This window comes from Nodularia chucula CCY0103, assembly GCF_963923915.1.
GTDB lineage: Bacteria > Cyanobacteriota > Cyanobacteriia > Cyanobacteriales > Nostocaceae > Nodularia > Nodularia chucula.
Genome location: NZ_CAWUOL010000016.1, coordinates 1 through 23,112 on the forward strand (window position 1 = coordinate 1; position 23,112 = coordinate 23,112).

Below are 23,112 nucleotides of genomic sequence, written 5' to 3' on the forward strand. Positions count from 1 at the left end.
TGGGGACTGGGGACTGGGGACTGGGGACTGGGGACTGGGGACTGGGGACTGGGTACTGGGTAAAATATATAGGACTTACGCAAAAACTCTCTGAAACCTCTTGACTTCGTGTACTTTGTGTCCTAGCGCCCTGGGGGCATACGCTGCGCGGTAAGCGAAGCTATGCCGAAGGCTTTATGTGGTTTGTTTTTTCATTATTTTGTGTAAGCACTAATGAACAGTTCCTAATATTACTTTTATTTATGTAAATATACATAAGCAATTAGTCATAAGGATTACTACATTGAATGAAAGACAGGCTGTGAATGGGTTTTAGAATTGTCCCATGTCCTAACACCTGGACGATAGTAACAAATCTTAGGGTTGGGGAAAAATTCTAAATTTAACTTTAGTGGATGCTATGACAGTCATCCCTAAATTATGATCAGATTTTGTAACCATTTCCTGTGACATATACAATGTCTGCTAATTCTGGTCCTCAAGATACTGTCCTCTGGCATAATTTAGAAGTTAATCAAGCACTAGACCTGCTTAATAGTAACGCAGACAGTGGCTTAACACCCGCAGACGTAAGAGAACGTTGGCAAAAATACGGTGATAACGAACTCACAGAAAACCCTGGTCGCAGTTCTTGGGAAATTTTGCTAGATCAGTTCAAAAACATTATGTTATTGATGCTGATTGCTGTGGCGTTCATTTCTGGTTTTTTAGACTTTCTGGCTTGGCAAGCTGGAGAATTTGCGCCTGGGGAAGTACCATTCAAAGATACGATCGCAATTATGGCAATTGTGATTCTCAATGGCATCCTTGGCTATGTCCAAGAAGTTCGTGCCGAAAAAGCTTTAGCAGCATTAAAAAAGCTTACCTCTCCTTTAGTGCGAGTGGTGCGTAGCGGGAAATTAATGGAGATAGCCGCCAAGGAACTTGTACCTGGGGATGTGATGCTGCTGGAAGCGGGGATGCAAATAGCGGCTGATGGTAGGTTAATTGAACAATCTAATTTACAAGTGCGGGAATCGGCACTTACAGGTGAAGCTGAGGCTGTTAGTAAGCAGGCTAATTTAATCTTACCCACAGAAACATCATTGGGCGATCGCCTCAATTCAGTCTTTCAAGGAACAGAAGTCGTGCAAGGACGCGCCAAGGTTCTAGTTACTAACACGGCGATGACAACAGAACTTGGTAAAATTGCCACCCTGTTGCAATCCGTGGATAATGAGCCGACACCTTTGCAGCAACGCATGACTCAGCTAGGTAATGTCCTAGTTACAAGTTCTTTAGTTCTTGTGGCCATAGTTGTGGTGGGCGGTATCATTCAAGCCAGAGGCTTCGATAATTTGCGAGAACTTTTAGAAGTTTCCTTGAGTATGGCGGTAGCAGTAGTTCCAGAAGGTCTACCAGCTGTAATCACCGTTACCTTGGCATTGGGAACTCAGCGCATGGTACGCCACAATGCTTTGATTCGCAAGCTCCCAGCAGTAGAAACATTAGGTTCTGTAACTACGATATGTTCTGATAAAACTGGCACATTGACCCAAAATAAAATGGTGGTGCAGTTAGTTTATACCAATAACCATGTTTTTCGCGTTACCGGACAAGGTTACACACCTACAGGTGATTTTCAATTAGATAGTCAAACCATTCTTGTAGAAGATTATCCCGAAATTTCGGCTTTGCTGCTTGCTAGTGCTGTGTGTAATGATTCGGTACTGCAAAAAGAACAAGGAGAATGGGCAATTTTAGGAGACCCCACAGAAGGCGCTTTGGTAACTGTGGCGGGAAAAGCCGGAATTGAAAAAGACCAATGGAGTAGTAAATTACCCCGCGTCAGCGAATTTCCCTTTGACTCAGAACGCAAGCGGATGAGTGTTATTTGTCAGGTAGAGGAAGTCGCCACAGGTGAAGCATCTTTAAGGGCTGTTGACCCACTAATTGCGGGGTTTATTGAGTCCCAACCTTATTTAATGTTTACCAAAGGTTCGCCAGAGTTAACTTTGGCACGTTGTACTCAAATTCATTTAGGTAATGATTCTGCTTCATTGACCGACGAACAACGCCAGAAAATTTTGGCGGAAAATGACCGCATGGCAAGTCTTGGGTTGCGGGTGCTAGGTTTGGCTTACAGACCCCTGCTAGAAATTCCCGAAGCCGGGGCAGATGATGAATATGAGGTAAATTTGGTTTGGTTGGGCTTGGTGGGAATGTTAGATGCCCCACGTCCAGAGGTTAGGGCAGCAGTGCAGGAGTCTCGGAATGCGGGAATCCGCCCAATTATGATTACAGGAGATCATCAGCTGACTGCACAGGCGATCGCCATTGATTTGGGAATAGCTCAAGCAGGTGATAGAGTTCTTACAGGTCAAGAATTGCAGAAGATGACTGACCAGGAGTTAGAGCAACAAGTTGACCTCGTAAGCATTTACGCCAGAGTCGCCCCAGAACACAAACTGCGGATTGTGCAAGCTTTACAACGTCGGGGAAGATTTGTAGCCATGACCGGCGATGGTGTTAATGATGCCCCAGCCCTGAAACAAGCTGATATCGGGATTGCTATGGGGATTACTGGTACGGATGTGAGTAAAGAAGCCAGTGATATGGTGCTACTGGATGACAACTTTACTACCATTGTGGCGGCGACGAAAGAAGGTAGAGTCGTTTATACTAATATTCGCCGTTTCATTAAGTATATTCTCGGTAGTAATGTAGGCGAAGTTCTCACCATTGCCTCAGCACCGCTTTTAGGACTGGGAGGGGTTCCCCTGACACCATTACAAATTCTCTGGATGAACTTGGTAACAGACGGTTTACCAGCTTTGGCCTTAGCTGTGGAACCACCGGAACCAGATGTGATGAAGCGTCCGCCTTTTAGTCCCCGTGAAAGTATTTTTGCTAGGGGGTTAGGTTCCTACATTATTCGCATAGGTATAGTTTTCGCCGTAATTAGCATTATTTTGATGGTATGGGCATACAATCATTGCCAGATATTGGTGGAAGGACTTGACCCGGAAAGGTGGAAGACGATGGTATTCACTTCTTTGTGTCTAGCACAGATGGGTCATGCGATCGCCATTCGTTCCAATAACAAATTAACTATAGAGATGAATCCCTTCTCTAATATGTTTGTCTTGGGGGCTGTAGTTGTCACCACAATTTTGCAACTCATGCTAATTTACGTCCCATCCCTCCGGGCTTTCTTTGGTACTCATTTTCTACCTCCCACAGAATTGGCTATTTGTTGTGGTTTCAGTGCTTTAATGTTTGTCTGGATTGAATTAGAAAAACTTTTCTTCCGCCTGACAGGTAGAACTACTGTCTAAAAGACGCAGGGGAGAAGAGGCGGGGGTGCAGGGTGCAGAGGGAAAGATTTTTAGTTTCTAATACCCACACTCCCCACACTCCCCACACTTCCCACACTCCCCACTCCCCACTCCCCACTCCCCATTCCCCATGTACTTAAAAAACCTCCACCTGAGACAATTTCGGAATTACCAAAACCAGAAGGTTGATTTTACTGCTGCTAAAACAATTCTGGTGGGTAATAATGCTCAGGGAAAATCTAATTTGTTGGAGGGGGTGGAATTGCTGGCGACATTGCGATCGCATCGCATGGGGCGCGATCGTGATTTTATTCAAGAAGGACAAGATATAGCTCAAATTAATGCCACCCTGGAACGAGAAAATGGAGTTAATGATCTGGCTTTAACTCTCCGCCGGAATGGTCGCCGCAGTGTGGCGATTAATGGCGAATCTGTGCGCCGACAAATGGATTTTTTGGGTGTACTCAATGCTGTGCAGTTTTCTAGCTTGGATTTAGACTTGGTACGCGGTGGCCCTGATGTCCGTCGGAATTGGCTAGATACACTGTTAATTCAACTCGAACCAGTTTATGCTCACATTTTGCAGCAATACAACCAAGTTTTACGCCAACGCAACGCTGTTTTAAAGAAGGCTCAGGCTGCTGCTTCCACCAGCACAGAAGGGGTTAATCCTCTCTCAACATTGGCTCTCTGGGATGCTCAATTAGTTACCACTGGTACAAAGGTAATTAGAAGACGAGATCGCGCCATTCAAAGACTCGCTCCCATTGCTGCTGCTTGGCACGCTAGTATTAGCGGTAGTACAGAAGTTCTGAAAATTAATTATCTGCCTAGTGTAGCTTTGGTAGACACCCATTCTGAAGATATCCAGCAAGCCTTTTTAGAGAAAATTCAACAACGGTCTGCTGCCGAACTCTACCGAGGTACTACCCTCGTGGGACCCCACCGCGACGAAGTAGAATTAATCATTAATCAAACCCCGGCTCGTCAATATGGTTCCCAAGGGCAACAACGGACTTTAGTATTAGCCCTAAAATTAGCCGAATTACAACTAATTGAACAAGTCGTCCAAGAGCCACCCCTGCTATTACTAGATGATGTTCTCGCTGAATTAGACCCATTTCGTCAAAATCAATTACTCGATGCCATTCAAGACCGTTTTCAAACCCTAATTACAACCACTCACCTCAGTTCTTTTGATGCCCAGTGGTTAAATTCTTCGCAAATTCTTTATGTCAAGTCAGGGGAAATATCGGGAGTGGGGAGTAGGGAGTAGGGAGTGGGGAGTGTGGGGAGTGTGGGGAGTGTGGGAGGTGTGGGAGGTGTGGGGAGTGGGAAAACGATTTTTATAATTGTTCAAAATTCAAATAGAACTCTTATAGCAATCGCCAAGGTAATTAGGACGTTCCCTGTTCCCTGTTCCCTGTTCCCTTAAAACTATAGAGATAACCTAAATATGAGATTCAGCGAATCATCCGGTGTAAGGTAGTAGGTGTTTAACAATTATGAGTTAGAGAAAAATGCTATTACCTATCATTACACTAAAGTGAGTGAGATGCCGTTGGATCTCCGTAAATGGACTTGTCCCCATTGTGGTACTGACCATGACTGAGATAGAAATGCAGCGATAATTATTAGCGCGGAAGGTGTACATACAATCAGACCCCACCCCTAGCCCCTCCCCGCAAGCGAGGAGGGGAACTGGATTTACTGGATAATTAAAAGAACCCTAGCTTCTCAGAAATTACTGTTATTTCCGTAATTTCATGTATAGCAACCGCCAACAAGTTTAGGACAAACCAAGAGGTAGGGGGAGGGGGGGAAATTTCCTAGTACCCAGTCCCCAGTCCCCATTCCCCAGTCCCCAGCTATAAATTGCCAAAAATCTTCATGGCAGGTTTTCAGTAAACAATTTCTGAAAATATACCAAGAGGAGAAAATTATAGTGACAAATAGACAACAGATAACTAAGAAATTGAGTGGATAAACTCTATTGGCTTGACCAAATTAAACTGCAAGACCACTCTCAGGTAGGTGATAAGGCATTCTACTTGAGTAAAATCATGCAGCGTGGGTATCCGGTAGTACCGGGTTTTGTCCTTTCGGCCGCAGTCTTGCGGAAATTTCTTACCAGTCTCAATAGTAACTCGGCTTTAGTGGCGGATTTACCTTATTCTTCTCTGCACTTAGATGTCTCTAATTGGCGACAACTTCAGCAGGTAGCGGGTCGCTTGCGTCAGGAAATTATCACTGGGACAGTATCGCCTCAATGGGTGAATCAGATTTTTACCGCAGCGAGAGAATGGCAAAGTAGTTATCTGATTTTGCGCCCTAGTTTGGTGTTATCGGCTATTTCCCCCAGTGTGGGAAATACTTCTGGGTTGTTGGATGCGGTTTTTTGTCGTTGTGATGAGGAAGCGATCGCCTTAGCATTGAAACGCACCTGGAGTCAGTTATTTAGAGCCAAAAGTTTACTCTATTGGCGACGAGCGGGACTTAGCCTTCAACAAATTAATTTAGCGGTTTTAGTACAACCTGCTGAGAATGCGATCGCAAGCGGTGTTCTTCATGTTAATTCTACTGGGTGGACGATACAGGCGACTAAGGGATTAGGAATCGCACTTTCTCAAGGTGATGTCTTACCAGATGTCTATTACATTCAACCGGAAACCGGGGTAGTATTAGACCGTCATTTAGGAAATAAAATGTTGGCTTATGGCTTTGATGATGGCGCAACTGTAAACTCATCCCGGTTATCCTTAACAGCAGATCATCGTGATATTGTGACCTATGTACTTGCAGAAGCCCAACAAAAGGAATACTCTTTACCAGAAGAATATCTGCAACAAATTATCACTCTGGGAAAACAACTTGTGAGTGAAATAGGTGATAAATTTACCATTAAATGGACTGTCTCTGAAAAAAACCCTGACTCTCATCTTTACCTCACTCAAGTCAGTTCTCCACAATCTGCAATTCCCCATTTAAACTTTCTCCGAGGTCTAGGAGCATCAGGGGGACGTGTGACAGCAAAAGCCCATGTCATTACCAATGCGGAACATAAACCCGCACAAATACATAAAAATATAATTTTAGTAGTACCAAATATTACGCCGGATTGGTTGCCTTTATTACAAGAAGTTGCTGGTATTATTACGGAGCAGGGAGGATTGACTAGTCATGGGGCAATTTTGGCGAGAGAATTAGGTATCCCAGCAGTAGTTAATGCAGCAGATGCGACATTGTTGATTCAAGATGGCGATCGCCTACTGATAGATGGCCAGAGAGGAGAAGTTTATCGCATCAGAGCCGAAAAAACAGCAGCAGAAGACAGTTTAGGACTCAGTTCCCCCGAACCAAGAATCCCCCCATCGCCTCAGACCATCATCAATTCTGGCTTACCTATGATTGCGACTGAATTGTTAGTTAATCTCAGTCAGCCGAGATTAATAGAGCAGGTGCAAAGTTTACCTGTGGATGGAGTGGGATTGTTGCGTTCGGAATTAATGTTACTCGGTATCCTGGAAGGACAACATCCTCATAGTTGGGTGGTTAGTGGTCGTCAAGCAGAGTTGTTAGAAAAATGGTCTGAGCAGATTCTCTTATTTGCTCGTGCTTTTGCACCTCGACCAGTATTTTATCGTTCTTTAGATTGGCGATCGCCTACCAGCAGCCTTTCCCTATCCTATGAGTTACCATCATCTCATGCCTCTTCTGTGCCTAATTCACCTTTAGGCGATCGCGGGACATTTAGTTATGTATGCAATCCCGCAGTGTTTGAGTTGGAACTCCAGGCTTTAGCTAATGTGCAGCAAGCAGGGTACAGTAATGTTAATTTATTGTTGCCTTTTGTTCGCAGTGTCCCTGAGTTTGCTTTTTGTCGGGACAAGGTGGAGCAAGCCGGTTTAACTCAAGTACCGCAGTTTCAATTGTGGATGATGGCGGAAGTTCCCAGTGTACTATTTTTGCTACCAGAATATGTCAAAGCAGGTGTAGCCGGGATTTCCATTGGCACAAATGACCTCACCCAATTACTACTAGGTGTAGATCGAGAACAAGGACAGATTACCACAGTATTAAACGAACGTCATCCGGCGGTAATGGGTGCGATCGCCCAACTAATCCAAATGGCGAAAACTGCGGGGATACCTTGTTCAATCTGCGGTCAAGCACCAGCAATTTATCCAGAAATCATCGATCAATTAGTGCAATGGGGTATTACCTCTATTTCCGTGGAACCCGAAGCAGTGGAAAGGACTTATCAGGCGATCGCCCGTGCTGAAAAACGCCTCATTTTAGCAGCAGCCAGAAAGCAAATAGGCGTAGCCCCTCCCAGAGATGATCAATAACGGAAAATAGCCGCTACTGGTGTACTATCAGGCATTTTTTCTGACTCAACCGTGTAGACTTTGCCACCATTAATCAAAGTTTGCATAGCTGCCAAATCTAACATATCTTCATCATCTGGCTCTGGTTCTGAATGTAAATCTACATTCATCGTATCTGGATCAAATTTTCCCCAAATTTGCATATTTACAGGCACAAACATAGAATCAACCCTTTGACAATAAGTCGCTGAGACAATTTCTTTAATATCACTAGAAGTTGTCCCAGTACCAGCCAGTTGCTGATAAAGCGCCATTGCTGACTGCTGATTTTGCTCAAACAAAGGTGCGACAATTGGCCAAGCCAGTTTATGTAACTCCTCTGGCTTCATAACTTCTGGATTACCACTAATACCTGGTTCAATTAAATAAGCATAGGTATTTGCCCCTTGATAAATCGGGAATAGATAATCAACTCCAGTCAATATTAAAGGCGCATTATCCCCCCGGATTTTCTCATGTACTGCCCGATCAACAATGTGAAAAAACTGTAAAATCTTGACTTGATGTTGATCTTGGTCGGGACTTCCTTGACCATGAACATCCCCCGGTTGTTGCGACGCATTACCACCAACACGATGTTGCACCCCCTTTTGAATATTCTCTTCTACGAGAGCTTCATCCATATTCCGAGGCATATTTTCTACTTCCATCTCACTCAGGCTGTAGGCTGTTCCCTCAAAAAATCTGATATCCTTTTGACTCAGAGCTAAAAGATAAAACTTGCCATCATTGTTAATTAAATGCAGCAATGGCTTCAGATGAAAACGATTGCTCACAACTACCAATTCTGGAACCTCCATTGGTACGCGGTAATAGCGAAACATCTGGGGAGAAATAAAAATTGCTAATCCCTCCCCTTGGTTTTGCCAAAAATCTGTTTTATCAAGTTCGTGAGCAGGTTGCAGAAAATCAATCACCTCAGTGTGGCGCATCCCCATTGCATCCAAACGTTCCTCAGCTTCACGAATTAAGTTTTTCAACCGAATTGGGTTTTGTCGAGTTTCTGTACCTGCTTTTTGTGTAGGCATATACAAAGAAACACAAGGAGTTTGGGAATTATTAACTAAAATTTTCAGTTCATCATGGGATAATATTGTCATATCATTGAACTCCTATAAATAAAAACTAAACTATGTAGTTTCATTTCACAGGAAGTTTGAGGCAATTTCATCTTGCTTTTGACTAAAAATTACTTGCTATAGACACCATTCTTTAGATAGATAGATAAATAGATGGTTCTATATCTGAATAGCTTATCGTTTTTCGGCTATAGTAAGCAGCCCCCTGTCCTTGATAAAGGACTGAGAACTGATGCTAGAAATTCTAATTTCCAGATTGTACACGCCATAAACTTGCATACATCCCATCAAGCTCTAGTAAGTCCTCATGCCGACCCTGTTCTAGAATTTGACCATGATCCATCACGTAAATACAATGACTATGGCGAATTGTGGAAAGACGATGTGCAATCGCAATGGTAGTCCGATTTACAGTAATCTTATCTAAAGAGCGTTGAATTGCCGCTTCCGTCTCATTATCTACCGCAGATGTCGCCTCATCCAAAATCAAAATCGGCGGATTTTTTACCACTGCTCTAGCTATAGCTATCCGTTGGCGTTGTCCCCCAGATAACTTTTGTCCTCTTTCCCCAACTATGGTTTCATAACCTTGGGATAACTGCATAATAAAATCATGTGCCTCAGCAATTTTCGCTGCATGAATAATTGCTGCATTAGTAGCGTCAAAAGTACCGTAGGCGATATTTTCTGCCACTGTACCATGAAATAAAAATACATCTTGACTCACTAAACCAATGCTGCGACGTAAATCAGATAAATTCAACTTGTGAATATCAATGCCATCAATGGTAATTTTTCCCGCCGAAACATCATAAAAACGCAACAATAGTTTGACTAAAGTGCTTTTACCGGAACCAGTAGAACCAACAACTGCAATAGTTTTTCCCGCAGGAATATGTAAAGATAAATCCTTAATTATGGTTCCACTATTTCCATAAGCAAAAGTAATATTTTTAAACTCAACTTCTCCCTGTACTTCCTCAACAACTAAAGGCATATCTCCCGTAATAATTTGGATGGGAGTATCTAACAAATCCATCACTCGTTTTGTGGAAGCCATCGCCCGTTGATAGCGGTCAAAAGTTTCTCCTAAAAATACCAATGGCCACAATAATCTTTGAACTAAAACTAATAAAACACTATAATTACCGATAGATATCCTACCAGAATACGCTGCCATACCTCCCAGAAATAATAAAGCCGTAAACCCAACTAAAACCAACATTCTAATTACAGGCACAAAAGCCACAGAAAGTTTAATTGCTTTGGCATTACTTTTTTTATAAGCTTCGCTTTCTGTTGCTAATCTGGCACTTTCATATTTTTCGGCTGTGAAACTTTTAATTGTGGTAATACCGCTAATATTATTAGCTAACCGAGAATTTAGAAAACTTACCTTTTCCCTAACATCAGCATAACGAGGTTCAAGTCGCTTTTGATATATTAATGAACCCCAGAGAATAAATGGCATTGGTAGCATTGCTGCTAAGGTGATATTGAGAGGTAAAATGAAGAATGCACCACCGATTAAAATTATAAATGAAGTTGTGACTTGGATAATTTCATTAGCTCCCCCATTTAAAAAGCTTTCAAGCTGGTTGATATCATCACCGAGAATAGACATCAAACCGCCTGTACTACTATCTTCAAAATAAGCTGATTCTAATTCTTGTAAATGATTGTAGGCATCTAAGCGTAAATTATGTTGAATATTTTGGGCTAGGTTTCGCCAAAGTCTATTATAGGCATACTCAGAAAGTGATTCAAATATCCAAACAATAGCGGTAATTAATGAAAGTAGAGCAAATTGCCATAAGACTTCTGTAATTCCCAATTTGGCAATAAAAGAATCTTGCTGTTGGACTAATATATCTACAGCGACACCGATTAACCAAGGTGGTGCTAAATCTAAAATTGTATTGATAATAGAATAGGTTGTAGCTTGATAAATTTGTGGGCGATATTTTTCTCCATAATTAAGTAAGCGTTGGAGGGGAGGAAGTTTATTTACTACTAGGCCAACTTTTGATGTCATTGTAATAGTTGAAAATGGAAATTTTATGTTTTTACTTAAGGTGTGTTGACGAGGTATTTGTAGAGATCATCAAGGACAGCATTTGCCGCAGTTAAACTTGAACCAGTCCAGGTGTTGGGATCAACTAAATAAACATGATTTTTCTGAACTGCATTAAGGCGTTTCCAAAGGGGTCTTTTCTGAATTCTTGCAAAAGCTTCTTTGGCATTATTTCCAAATATAGAAACAAATAGCACGTCTCCATCAGCCTTCTCTAATTCCTCGTCAGAAATACTCAGCTGTCCATAGGGAGCATTAATATTCTGTGCTGTTGGACGCTGTAAGCCAACAGCATCTAGAATAGAACCAGCAAACGAGTTTTTTACATCACTCCCAACACCACGATTACCAGAATGTATGTGGATAAATGAAATTTTTTGTCCCTGGTAGCCATTCTCCTTTAGAGAAGCCGCGTCAATGCCCAAAGCTATTTTCAAGGTTTCAATTTTTTTGTAGTAATTCTGCCACGCTTCTTTAGCTTCTTTTTCCTTGCCTAAAACCTGAGCGACAAAATCAAAGTGCTTTGACCAATCGAGAGGTTCTTTAAACTTTCCCAACACGGTAGGAGCAATTTTTGAAAGTAAGGGGTAAACACTCTTGTCAAGGCGTTCCCAGCCTAAAATCAAATCTGGCTTAAGCAAGGATATCTTCTCTAGATTAGGTTGAGAAGGCCCCAAATATTCTATGCCATTGCTGATAAGTAACTTATGATCGTCTAGAAAATGAGTGCTGCCAAGGGGCTTTACTCCTAGAAGAAGGGCATTATTGAGAGTTAAGGCAGATAATGTAATGATACGTTTTGGGGCAGTAGGAATACAAGTTTCACCCATAACGTGCTGAAAGGAATGGCACTCTGCAATACCCGATTCAATAGGTATTTGAATGTTGTGGCTATCTTTAGGAGTACAGGCTGTGACAAGCAAAAGTCCCATCACGCCCAAAGATAGCCAAGTGACGAAGCGGCTTATGTATCTTCGTCTCTTTCCTTGACTGTTAGAATTGCCAAGAAATCGTACCTTGAATTGTAAGGTCTTCTCCAGCAAAAAGCCGATTTCGATTGAAAGAACTTTCAAAGTAGTCTACCCCGAATAGATTCCTGACATTGAGCGCTGCTCTCCAATTATCTTGTTTGTAAAATATGGCGGCATCTGTCCGTAAATAGCTAGGTATCTCAAAGGAATTTCCCAAATCACCTTGACGTTCACCAACATAAAAAAGCCCTAACCCAAAACCCAGTCCCTTTAAATTACCCGCTTGAATTTCATAGGTTGTCCACAAGTTGAAAGAATGTTTTGGTACATTAGAAAGTCGATTTCCTACAGGCAGAGCATTATCTTCTTCAATGCGAGCATCAGTGTAAGCATAGCCAGTAATGATATTCCATCCTGGTAAGATTGCACCTGACAGATTCATCTCTATACCTCTGCTACGTTGTTTGCCTGTTTGAATAGAAAAGTCAGGATTGACTGGATCGTCAGTTAAAACATTGGAGAGGAGTAGATCGTAAAATGCAAGTGTTGCAGATAATCTGTCAGTTAAATCTGCTTTTACCCCAACTTCATATTGTGTACCTCTTTCTGGTTGAAATTGTGCGTTTTCAAAACTGCGCCCATCAACAGGAGAAAAAGATTGGCTGTAGCTGGCATAAAGGGAAATCGGTGGAATGGGTTGATAAACTATACCAACACGAGGACTAAAGGCATTTTCCGATTGATTTTGTTCCGTACCACCTACTCGATTCTCTACTGTCTGATTGAACGTATCAAAACGTATACCTAGTAATAGCTTCAAATTTTCTGCTACTGTAATCTGATCTTGAGCATAAATTCCTAGTGCTATTCTGTTAGTACCACCATCAAACTCCAAGGCAGGATTAGAATCAATTGGCCGTCCAAAAACAGGGTTGAATATATCAATCGGTGAGCTAGCTATTGCAGTGACGGTATCTCTATTGGAAAAATCGTTAAAATCAAATCCAATTGTTAACTGGTGTTCAATTGATCCAGTTGAAAATTTCCCAGTTACATCCGATGCAAGTACGTAAGAAGTATTATCGCGTGTTGTGTTCAGTAATCGACGATTTAAGGTTCGATTGTCAGGCTGTAGACCAGTTGGCACAGCAAGGTTGGATACATCTAAGTCAAAAAATGATGCAAAAAACGCATTACGTAGTGACCATGTATCACTGAACTGATGCTCTAATTTATATCCAATTCGACCAAGATTCACTTGTTGAATGGCGTTAGACTCGTTATAGTTGCGGTTAGGTGATATTTTCCCATTAGGATTAAAAAGTACAGATCCAAGAGCTGGCACACCCGTTGGGGGAACAACACTATCGTTGACATAATCGCCTTCGAGGGTCAACTTTGTTCTATCACTAATCGCCCAACTCAAGACAGGAGCTATCTGAAAATTTCTATCTTTTATGAGATCAATAGAACTACCAGCATTTCTATAGGATGTATTTAATCGGTATAGAACATTGCCACGATTGTCTAGTAGACCAGACAAATCAATTCCACCTTGGTAGAAATCATAGTTGCCAATTGTTGCATTGATCTCATAGAACGGTTCACGTAAGGGCTGTTTTGTGACGAAATTGATGGTTCCACCGGGACTGCCCTGCCCAAATAAAACGGAGGCCGGACCTTTAAGGACTTCTACTCTTTCAACATTGGAAAACCCAGATGAATCACCACCCACGAAGTCAGGTATGCCATTTATCAGATTATTACCTGCAGAATTTGGGAGAAAAAAACCGCGAATTCGGTAGAAACTCCGTTCAAGGTAGGGAGGACTTCCCGTAACCACACCACTAACATTTCTCAGAGCTTCTTCTTGACGGGTCACATTTTGATCGCGCAGCACCTCTTGCGGTATAACTTGAATCGATTGGGGAATATCCCGCAGTGGTGTATCGGTTCTGGTTCCCACTGAGGTATCTGGTACGCGATAACTATCCCGTTCCCCCGTCACCACCAACTCGATTGGCTCATCCTGCTGCTCTGATGCTTCTTCTGGTGGTGTTTCTGGTGGCTGCATAGCCGTTATCTCAGGTGTCACTCCAAAAATTAAACCCTCGTCGCTATCAAATAATTCAACCTTGGGCAAACTCGTCTCACCTGTGACTATCACCCGGATAGTATTGGCATCGATATTAGTTACAGTCACAGCAGTGATTCCATCAGCAGGATTTTCTTGACGAAACTCACTACCAGAGGGCAAATTTAACTGACTATTAGGAATATCTACAATAAAATTATTACCTTCACTCTTACTTACAGGCTGCAACTGATCTGAACCTGTAGTCTCTAAAATTACTTCTAGTTCCTTGTCTGTTTGCCCTAGTTTTACACCCGTTACCTGAATTATTCCTTGGGCAAGCCACTGTTTAACTGTAGTCGCTGGGCGCTTAACTTCGTTTAAATGAGGGATTTTTTGACTACTTTTAGCCGCAGTTGCCACAGACCTATTGAGATCAGGATTAATACGGTCTAAACTTGTTTCCGCCCCAGCTGGCAAAGCAACTAATCCCCAGACAGAACCAAGCATCAAGACTTTCAACCAGCAATAATTTGACACCACTGCTCACACTATTAATAACAATGACTTTCAATAAAAATACCGTGAAAGTCAGTGTTAACCAAGACTAATCCGATAGGTAGACGGAATATTTTCGATAGCTAAACGGAATTTTTTCCCAGTTTTTGGTATTCCTTGGGGTTCATGCCAAACTGTTTGCGGAATGCAGCAGCAAAAGGACTGCGACTGTTGTAACCCATTGCATGAGCAATTTCGGTAATTTTCATCTCTCCTATTTCCAGCAGTTGTCGCGCTTGTTCAAGTTTGTAATTACGCAAATAGCCAAACACTGTTGTGCCAAAACAACAACGAAAGCCCGGTTTTAAGGTGCATTCATTTAAACCAACTTGTCGCGCTAATTCGTGTAAGGAGGGCGGATTTTCCAAGCGTTGCAGGATGATTTCCCTGGCGTGGTGGATTCTATCGACTACATCTGGTTGTAAAGGCTGAATATTGGTTTTACCATCACGCATCTCTACTTCTTGTGCTAGTAGCATTCCCATCAATTCCAGCACCTTACTTTCTAGATACATCCGTTTGGCAATACTCCGATAGGGACAGTGTAAAATTTGCTGCGCCACTCTCTGCATCGGTAAAGTGGCAGTGCCACAGCGATGGTAATACTGATCACAGGGTCGAATTAAGTGCTGCAACTGTTTTGGTAATTCTCCCTCACTATTTCCCGCAAAGGAACGCAGTATATCAGGCTGCATTGTAAATTCAACCTCAAGAAATGGCTGTTCGGGATCACACTGAGTTTTTCTTTGAGGAACCAAACCACTGCCTTGGAAAATATACTTTCCCCTACCTATTGATGTATATTTATCTTCATGTTCCCCTGAAAAATGAAAATGGTAATTTAGCCAGCATTCTGTTTCTGAGTGTTCAGTAATCATGCGATCGCACAACCGCAAATCACCAATAGCTAAGTTCAAACCCTGACGCAGCTTTATTTCTCGCCAATAGCCTTGTCCCAGTACCTTTGGGTAATCATACATCACATCTAACTGATCATCGGGGTCTGGATATTGGCAACTGTTTTCTGTGTCTTGATACAACAGCTCGTCGAAGGTTTGCTCGGAGATAGTGATAGTCATAGTTGATATTACAGAGTAAAAAGTAAAATTTAAATGAAAAAATACGTAATAAGTTGAGCAAAAATTGAGTTTTAGTTTTAATTAAATGAGAATTATTTTTAAGATTGTTGCATATTAACAGTGTAGTGGGCAATTATTCATTCCCGGAAATAACTGATGATTTCCTGACATAGATTTTTGCTCCACTGGCAGCGATACAATAAACACAAATCCATAAAAGGCGGTCTTTATGGCGACACAACTCGATAAAACCAAAGAGCTACACAATCTGGTAATCTCTTGGGAAGCGTTGCCGGATGATTTTCAACTTGAGGATGAACCAGTGGAAAATACAGGTCAGCCAATCTTGGCTGGTGCTTTGCGTGAAAGTTTAGAAATTAGCGGTTTCATCCAACCGCAGATGTTGATTGCTTCCAACTTTGGTCTTTGTGCAACTGTTAACGGACAATTGATTCTCAAAGCCCCAGATTGGCTTTATATTTCTAGCGTTAATGAAGTTGTGGGCGAACTGCCTGCAGCAGCGCTTCGCGATCGCAAAAGTTACACACCGAATTTACAAGGTGATGTTCCCGCCGTGGTGATGGAATTTCTATCTGATACCGACGGGGAAGAATATTCTGTCAAGCGCACCTATCCCCCTGGAAAATGGTTTTTTTACGAACAAATTTTGCAAGTTCCTGTTTATGTAATTTTCGATCCCAATGGCGGTTTATTGGAATTTTACCAACTGGAAAATGGCCGCTATGAATTAAAGCAACCGGATGAAAATGGTCGTCATTGGATTGCGGCGATGAACTTATTTTTGGGTACTTGGCAGGGTATCAAAGAAGCCAGAACTGGTTATTGGTTACGCTGGTGGGATGAGGAGGGTAACTTGTTACCTTGGGCTGTGGAACGAGTGGAAAAAGAACGCCAACGTGCCGAAAAAGAACGCCAACGTGCTGAACAAGAACGCCAGGAAAAAGAACGGCTGATGGCTTATTTGCGATCGCAGGGTATTGATCCCGATAATTTACCTATAAAATAAGCATATTTATTGAGACTGACCGCAATATTGATTTAGTTCGGTCGCTAAAGTATCGAATTTTTTGCCAGCATTTTCAGCCGATGTCAAAGATGTATCAATTTGCATTCTCGCTTCTTGGAGTTTTTCCCTACCTTCTGTTGATGGTTGTGTATTTTTAGCTGCACCAAGTCCCTGAGATGCTTTGGCGATCGCCTGACTGAGATCATCGAATATAATAGCAAAACCCCTCTTAAACTCTTTGAGTTTGGGGTCTGACAAATTCAGTTCCTTTAAAGATGTAGTCATCACTTGCAAATCCTGGGAAAGTTGCCAACTAGTGATCACCTGTTCACCTTTATTTTGATCAATCAACGAGTTACCAGCATTCACCACCTGAATTAATTGCTGACATTGGGTAACTTTATCCTCACAACTACTCAGCAATAGAACTGTACTGAGACTAGCAGAAGCAATTACAATCAACTTACGCCACACAGATAATACCCTTGCCTTCCTGAGAAAATCCCGATCATATTACTAATCCAGCACTTACGCAAAATCATGAAAAAACAAACCACAAAGGACACAAAGGACACCAAGTGAAGAGGGTTTCAGAGAGTTCTTGCGTAAGTCCTATAATAATTGACGGATTTACCCATAAAAATATCCCTCTAGAGAGAGAAGAAATTTACCAATCTATGGGCAAACCCAACTGGTTGAGAGTCTCTTTCTCTTGCAACAGTGATTGCATATCCCGGTCTATTTGAATGCGTCCACCAGATAGCACCAAAGTACGTTGAGTCACTTTTCCCAACCAATGTAATTCATGGGAGGCAATTAATATCACCTGCACGGGCAACTTTAACAATATCTGCGCTAAATGTCGTCGCCACGCGGGATCAAGTCCGGTAGTTGGTTCATCTAAAATCAGAATTGTCGGATCTAGGGCTAAAATTGCCGCTAAAGCAGCTAGTCGTCTTTGTCCTCCCGAAAGTTCATGACAGGAACGGTGAGCGTAGGCTTCTAAACCAAAATCTGTTAATAATTGTCTAGCGCGATCAATGGCGACAGCTGGGGGAACCCCGTAATTGCGCGGCCCAAAGGTAATATCTTCTAAGATGGTCGGCATAAATAGTTGGTCATTAGCATCTTGAAAGCCAAAACCAATGTAACGCCGCACTTGGGGGAGGCTTTTCGGTTCCAGGGGAATACCATTAATTAAAATTTTTCCCGCAGTTGGTTGTTTTAAGCCAATCAGGTTTTCTAATAAAGTGCTTTTACCAGAACCAGTTGCACCCATTAACGCCACCCGTTCCCCTGCATTTAAAGTAAAGGAAACTTCCTGCAAGACTGGTTCCTGGTTACTGTATGCATATACGAGATTTTGCACCTCAATTACTGCGGGGTGAGGGTGATGTGTAGAAAGTTGGGGATCAGAAGTCAAGGATTTCAAGATATAGCTGGGGTGTGGGAAGTGTGGGGAGTGTGGGGGGTGTGGGGAGTGTGGGAAGTGTGGGGAGTAAAAGCCTTTCGGTGTCTAACTTTTATGATCAGTTTATGTCCTAACGTGTATGAGTAATGCTAGGTGGTTAAATTTGGTAAGAAGTGATAGTTAAGCAAGTTGCGATCGCCCAAGCTATCCATAAAGCAAAACGCTCTTTTGGTTTGAATGTTCCATCTACAGGTAACTCTCCGTTATAACCACGAATTACCATAGCAGCATAAACTCGCTCGGCTCGATCTAAACTCCTGAGATATAAAGCCCCAATCATTGCCGCACTAGTATATCGCAACCATGCCGTTGCACCATTTAAACCCCGCAATTGAGCGCTACGCTGCATCCGTCTGACTTCATCCAGCAAAATTTCTAGATACTGCCCAGCTAATAATAAATTAGCCTTGATCGGTGCGGGGACGGGTAAACTTTTCAAGGCAATACCGAAACTATGGGGAGGTAAAGTTAATAAAAAACTATTCATAGTTACCAAACACAGCAGAGAACGCACCAGTAAAAAACTCGCCCGTTCCCATCCTATAGGTAAGGCCATGAATGAGAGGAAAATTAATTCTATGCCTAGTAATCCTAACAATTTCGGAAATGGAACGCCTAAAAGTGATACCCAGAAAAGCGCGATCGCCCCATATATCCCTAAGCACAACCAAGCATTATACTGTAGCAAAGCTGCCCCTACTACAATGACTAAAGACAAATGTAAACGTAAGGGCAAAGCCAGTTTAAGCATTTTTGGGTTTCACCACCTTCGCAATGCCAAAAGCCGCAGCAAAACTGGCCACAGCCCCCAGCAGCCCAGCAATACTTGTTCCAATTACTCCTAAAGATTCATTTTCGTAATCAGCAAAAGGCGTTGGTACTTCCACTCGCACGTTGTCGGCTAAATTGATAAAATCTAAATCTTCCGCCACCCTTTCCAAACCGTCCGGCCAACCTGAAGCAACCAAGGATAACACACCAGCCACTAATAAAATACTGACTACAGGAACCAGCCAACCTTGAAACTGTTTTTCTTCTCCTGGTAGCAAATCTGGTCTGGCTTTGGCGAGGTAAACTAGTACACCACCAGTAATTAAACCTTCCCCAATCCCAATCAGAATATGTACTCCCATCATAGCTGGTAAAACTATAGCTGGGGATGCAGTTCCAGAAAGCACTAACTGAATAGCACAGGCTAGAGATGCTACAACTACGCTGATAGCCGCCGCAATCCCAGCCGCTAGGGGTAAGCGACCTTTAGAACCTCCTAATAGCCGTTGTAAAGTTTGGGTTAATACCCAGCCCACCCACACAGCAATTACTCCCGCATTTAAAATATTGGCTCCCAAAGCTGTGATTCCACCATCGGCAAATAGCACAGCTTGAATAATAAAAACTGTAGTCATGGACAACATCCCCGCCCAAGGGCTACCCAGAACTATGGCTGCTAAGGTTCCCCCCAGCAAGTGACCGCTAGTACCTCCGGCTACCGGAAAATTGACCATCTGGGCGGCAAAAATAAAAGCAGTAGTTAAGCCTAGTATAGGGGCGCGACGGACACCAAAAGCTGCTTGCGATCGCCCACAAGCAACAACCAGTGCGACTGCACTCACTAAACTAGTCGCCCCAGCGACGGGAACTGAAAGAAATCCATCAGGAATATGCATTATCTATTTTCTATTGAATGTGTGAACTCACACTATTTAAACAATGTGATTACGGTATCACAATAATAGAGAACAGAATTTTCCTAGCTTTTGCAATCCCCTCTTGGGGGATTTTATCCTCTTATTAAAATCACGCAGAGGCGCATACTTCGACTTCGCTCAGTAAGCAGAGGCGCGGAGAGGATGACTTCATGAGATATAATTAGAAACTTTTGCCGTCACGAAACAGTTTCAACATTCTTTGCCGTAAACCTGTCAACATAGGTTCTTCTTCAGCTAGTCCTTCTGCAAATAATATTTCATATATCAGTGGCACTCCTAGCTGTAAATCTTCCAGAATTTCTCGTTGGCTAAATACATCTGGGGGTGTTCCCTCTAAGATCAGTTTTCCTCTATCCATCACAAATACCCAATCTGCCCAACGGTATACTAAATCGAGGTCATGGGTTGCCATTAATATACTTGTCCCGGAAGCATGAATATTTTTTAAGGTTGTCATTAAATTACGAGTATGCAACCTATCTAGATATGCTGTTGGTTCATCTAGTAATAGCAATTGTGGTTTTAGCACCATGACATCAGCAATGGAAACGCGCTTTTTCTGCCCCAAGCTGAGATGATGTACAGGTCTTTGGGCTAATTCGGTTAATCCAAATTCAACTAAGGCTTCTGCAACGCGTTGTTGAATTTCTGCTGTTGGTAAACCCAAATTACACAAGCCGTAAGAAATATCTTCTTCCACAGTCGAGGCTACCAATTGTTGCTCTGGATCTTGAAAAACTAATCCGACTTTTTGGCGCAATTTTAATAAAGATTTGCGGTCATATTTTAGCGGTTCTCCTTGCCATTTAATATTGCCTTTTTGGGATTTATATAAACCATTAGCCAATAAAAAAAGTGTGGTTTTACCACAACCATTTTGACCAATTAATGCACATTTCTTCTGCGTGGGAATTTTTAGATTTAAACCAGTTAAAACTGCTTGCTTCGTGCCTGGATAGGTATAATATACTTGCTCAAATTCCAGTAATGATTGCTGCATAATTAGGGAACATCCCAATTTCGTAAAAACATATAATACTGAGGCAAAAACCGTTCGGCTGACGCTCACGGCGAAGCCTATTAAACCCTCTTCCCTTGGCGTTCTTTGCGTCTTGGCGGTTCGTTAAACAAAGAAATGGTATGACTGCTGAGACAATTTAAAAACAGAGTTTCTAAATCCATGACAATCCCATTAAAATTACACATCCAATCATTGATTCTATGGCATAGCGTGGGGATAGATGATAGCGCTGGGAATGCCAAACTTTAAATTCACCATTAAAACCCCGTGAAGCTAAACTTAACGAGACTTGACGATAGTTTTCTAGGGTACGCCTGAGTAGTTGTCCAATCAATAACGATAAACTTTTGATGCTAATTTTAAAACTATTGTAGCCACCACGAGACTGTTGGGATATCCAGAGTTGGGAAGCTGTGTTTAATAATAGGAAAATAAAACGGTACATTAATAATAAAATATCTGTTAATAGCACGGGAAAACCACAGCGCCGCAAAGTTTGTAAAAGTTCCGTAAATGGGATAGTTAACATCAAAAAATATAAGCAAGAAAGTGAGGCGATCGCTCGCGTTAAAATTGTCCATCCTTGCTCAATGCCATAATTACTGATGTATAGATAATAGTCACCTAAATTAAACCCAATAATTGCATCCTCTTGGATCAAATTTACAGAGTTAATCTGGATACCATTAATCACTAAAGCAGGTAAACTGGTTAACCAGAACAAAGTAGCAATATAAACTAGTTTTAGATATATTTTTAGGGGAATTTTCGCGTAAATCACTGTCCAAATACTCATCCAAAAAGCAATCAAAAGCTGTACTGGGGGATGAGCAAAGGCAGTGATTATTAATAAGGCGATCGCAAATAATAGTTTTTGCTCTGGCGCTAACCAACGCAAGCGATTAGTATAAGCCAGAGTATCTATTTGCAGACTCATCCTTTGTTCCTTTGCTGTCGGTCACGCTCCTTATATAATCCAATTACATAACCAATAACTCCCGCACCCACAGCCGCTTGAGAGGTGAATAACAAACTTTCTACTTCACCGCTAGGTGGTTCAAAAACAGGTTGAAACCAAGGTTCATATTCGGGCTGTACTTCCCCAATTGCTGCTTCGGCTTCTCCATCCGCACCATTAAATTCTGCATCCCGGATAAATATTAAGGGGGCGACTGCTAAAATAATCACGGCTAATATTAAAAGCCAGTTATTCAATCCTTGTTTAGACTGATTCATTGCTTTGAGCTTTCCCTTTAATTAAATTTAATAGTTCGAGTTCTTGTGGCGTGTAGGATTGTAACCAGTTCCACACCAGCACAGTCAGCAATCCTTCACTAATTGCCAAAGGAACTTGAGTAATGGCAAAAATCCCCGCAAACTTGGCGAATGATGCCATAAAACCCCCCACAGGCGCAGGAAAAGCTAGGGCGAGTTGGATAGAAGTAATGATGTAAGTGAGTAGATTTGCTAAAGCTGCGGCTAAAAAAATGGCGATTCTTTGCTTACCAGTGAGCCGCTTGATCAGATGATATATCCAGTAGGCGGCAAATGGTCCGGCGATCGCCATCGAAAAAGCATTTGCTCCCAGTGTCGTTAAACCGCCATGGGCCATCAGCAACGCTTGAAATAATAAAACCAAAGTCCCTAGAACTGACATGGCTAAGGGGCCAAATAGCACTGCACCTAACCCTGTACCTGTAGGATGGGAAGAACTACCAGTAACAGATGGTATTTTCAGCGCTGACAACACAAAGGTAAAAGCTCCTGCTAATGCTAAAAGTAATTTTAGTTCTGGGTTAGCTTGGGTTATCCTAGTGAGCGATCGCAATCCTAAAGCTAAAAATGGTAACGTTACCACCCACCAAAAAATTGCCCAACTCGCTGGTAAGTAGCCTTCCATAATGTGCATAGCATAAGCTGGTGCAGATACTGTCACGATCATGTAAAAGCTCAGAACCCCTATCAGGATTAATGATCCAAGTTTTGATTTGAGAATGGTTTTTAACAATCTCTCTACTCCATAGATGTATTTCAAAGACCTAGTTTAAATCAATATATATCCTAATTAAAAATTACCCATGGGAAAGTCAGATTAATGTGCAAGCAAATTCAGCTAGATAGTTGACAATATTATTGAAGATTATAATATAAAGTAATTGCTAATTATTCTTAAGTTTACTAGTTGTGCTGAATCTAGAAAAACTTTGTTGCCGTCGCAAACTGCTGAAAATGGGATGCTTTGGTGCTGATATTACCAGTTAAGACACAGGAGTATTTTAGAAAACTGGTGAGAGCTATTAGTATTCATTTTCAATAATTTAGGATATCAGCCATGCAATGGGCT

At 42.0% G+C, this 23,112-nt stretch carries 17 protein-coding genes; 4 read left to right on the forward strand and 13 right to left on the reverse strand.

Annotation, left to right across the window (positions count from 1 at the left end; translation table 11 throughout):
* The first annotated feature begins 458 nt into the window (after positions 1-458).
* The 3 genes from ACM0OP_RS07045 to ACM0OP_RS07055 all read left to right on the forward strand — a co-directional run bounded on the left by ACM0OP_RS07045 (position 459) and on the right by ACM0OP_RS07055 (position 7,666).
* Positions 459-3,317, forward strand: coding sequence for a cation-translocating P-type ATPase (locus ACM0OP_RS07045; protein WP_414527687.1), 2,859 nt, complete (start codon positions 459-461; stop codon positions 3,315-3,317).
* 130 nt (positions 3,318-3,447) lie between these two features.
* Positions 3,448-4,593 (forward strand): DNA replication/repair protein RecF, encoded by a 1,146-nt coding sequence (gene recF, locus ACM0OP_RS07050; RefSeq protein WP_414527688.1) that lies wholly within the window; start codon positions 3,448-3,450, stop codon positions 4,591-4,593.
* 703 nt (positions 4,594-5,296) lie between these two features.
* Positions 5,297-7,666 carry a putative PEP-binding protein gene (locus tag ACM0OP_RS07055; protein ID WP_414527689.1) on the forward strand — a complete coding sequence of 790 codons (2,370 nt, stop codon included), beginning with the start codon at positions 5,297-5,299 and terminating at the stop codon, positions 7,664-7,666.
* Here ACM0OP_RS07055 and ACM0OP_RS07060 read toward each other — a convergent pair.
* The 5 genes from ACM0OP_RS07060 to ACM0OP_RS07080 form a co-directional block, all read right to left on the reverse strand.
* The gene (locus tag ACM0OP_RS07060) at positions 7,660-8,805 is read right to left on the reverse strand and encodes a baeRF3 domain-containing protein (RefSeq protein WP_414527690.1); all 1,146 of its coding nucleotides are present in this window, start codon (positions 8,803-8,805) and stop codon (positions 7,660-7,662) included. The two genes, ACM0OP_RS07055 and ACM0OP_RS07060, sit on opposite strands and share 7 nt — an antisense overlap.
* Positions 8,806-9,028: 223 nt before the next feature.
* Positions 9,029-10,819: an ABC transporter ATP-binding protein gene (locus ACM0OP_RS07065; RefSeq protein WP_414527691.1), complete on the reverse strand. Its 1,791-nt coding sequence runs from the start codon at positions 10,817-10,819 to the stop codon at positions 9,029-9,031.
* A 35-nt stretch (positions 10,820-10,854) separates the two neighbouring features.
* Complete coding sequence (locus ACM0OP_RS07070) at positions 10,855-11,931, reverse strand: iron-siderophore ABC transporter substrate-binding protein (RefSeq protein ID WP_414527692.1); 1,077 nt, start codon at positions 11,929-11,931, stop codon at positions 10,855-10,857.
* Positions 11,852-14,413, reverse strand: a complete 2,562-nt coding sequence (locus tag ACM0OP_RS07075; RefSeq protein ID WP_414527693.1) for a TonB-dependent siderophore receptor — start codon at positions 14,411-14,413, stop codon at positions 11,852-11,854. The genes ACM0OP_RS07070 and ACM0OP_RS07075 overlap by 80 nt, the downstream gene beginning before the upstream one ends.
* A 131-nt stretch (positions 14,414-14,544) precedes the next feature.
* Positions 14,545-15,540 carry a helix-turn-helix domain-containing protein gene (locus ACM0OP_RS07080; RefSeq protein WP_414527694.1) on the reverse strand — a complete coding sequence of 332 codons (996 nt, stop codon included), beginning with the start codon at positions 15,538-15,540 and terminating at the stop codon, positions 14,545-14,547.
* A gap of 229 nt (positions 15,541-15,769) precedes the next feature.
* On the opposite strand from ACM0OP_RS07080, the gene ACM0OP_RS07085 reads away from it, so the two are divergent.
* Positions 15,770-16,567 carry a Uma2 family endonuclease gene (locus tag ACM0OP_RS07085; RefSeq protein ID WP_414527695.1) on the forward strand — a complete coding sequence of 266 codons (798 nt, stop codon included), beginning with the start codon at positions 15,770-15,772 and terminating at the stop codon, positions 16,565-16,567.
* Between the two features lie 6 nt (positions 16,568-16,573).
* Here ACM0OP_RS07085 and ACM0OP_RS07090 read toward each other — a convergent pair whose 3' ends face one another.
* The 8 genes from ACM0OP_RS07090 to ACM0OP_RS07125 all read right to left on the reverse strand — a co-directional run bounded on the left by ACM0OP_RS07090 (position 16,574) and on the right by ACM0OP_RS07125 (position 22,710).
* Positions 16,574-17,041 (reverse strand): hypothetical protein, encoded by a 468-nt coding sequence (locus ACM0OP_RS07090; RefSeq protein ID WP_414527696.1) that lies wholly within the window; start codon positions 17,039-17,041, stop codon positions 16,574-16,576.
* A 193-nt stretch (positions 17,042-17,234) separates the two neighbouring features.
* Positions 17,235-17,999 carry an energy-coupling factor ABC transporter ATP-binding protein gene (locus ACM0OP_RS07095; protein WP_414527697.1) on the reverse strand — a complete coding sequence of 255 codons (765 nt, stop codon included), beginning with the start codon at positions 17,997-17,999 and terminating at the stop codon, positions 17,235-17,237.
* Positions 18,000-18,135: 136 nt separating this feature from the next.
* Positions 18,136-18,789: an energy-coupling factor transporter transmembrane component T family protein gene (locus ACM0OP_RS07100; protein ID WP_414527698.1), complete on the reverse strand. Its 654-nt coding sequence runs from the start codon at positions 18,787-18,789 to the stop codon at positions 18,136-18,138.
* Complete coding sequence (locus ACM0OP_RS07105) at positions 18,782-19,705, reverse strand: energy-coupling factor ABC transporter permease (RefSeq protein WP_414527699.1); 924 nt, start codon at positions 19,703-19,705, stop codon at positions 18,782-18,784. The genes ACM0OP_RS07100 and ACM0OP_RS07105 overlap by 8 nt, the downstream gene beginning before the upstream one ends.
* Before the next feature lie 202 nt (positions 19,706-19,907).
* Positions 19,908-20,747, reverse strand: a complete 840-nt coding sequence (locus tag ACM0OP_RS07110) for an energy-coupling factor ABC transporter ATP-binding protein (protein WP_414527700.1) — start codon at positions 20,745-20,747, stop codon at positions 19,908-19,910.
* A 172-nt stretch (positions 20,748-20,919) separates the two neighbouring features.
* Positions 20,920-21,705, reverse strand: coding sequence for a cobalt ECF transporter T component CbiQ (cbiQ, locus tag ACM0OP_RS07115; RefSeq protein WP_414527701.1), 786 nt, complete (start codon positions 21,703-21,705; stop codon positions 20,920-20,922).
* Positions 21,702-22,004, reverse strand: a complete 303-nt coding sequence (locus ACM0OP_RS07120) for an energy-coupling factor ABC transporter substrate-binding protein (protein ID WP_414527702.1) — start codon at positions 22,002-22,004, stop codon at positions 21,702-21,704. The genes cbiQ and ACM0OP_RS07120 overlap by 4 nt, the downstream gene beginning before the upstream one ends.
* Positions 21,991-22,710 (reverse strand): energy-coupling factor ABC transporter permease, encoded by a 720-nt coding sequence (locus ACM0OP_RS07125; RefSeq protein WP_414527703.1) that lies wholly within the window; start codon positions 22,708-22,710, stop codon positions 21,991-21,993. Before ACM0OP_RS07125 ends, ACM0OP_RS07120 begins: the two co-directional genes overlap by 14 nt.
* Between the last annotated feature and the right edge of the window lie 402 nt (positions 22,711-23,112).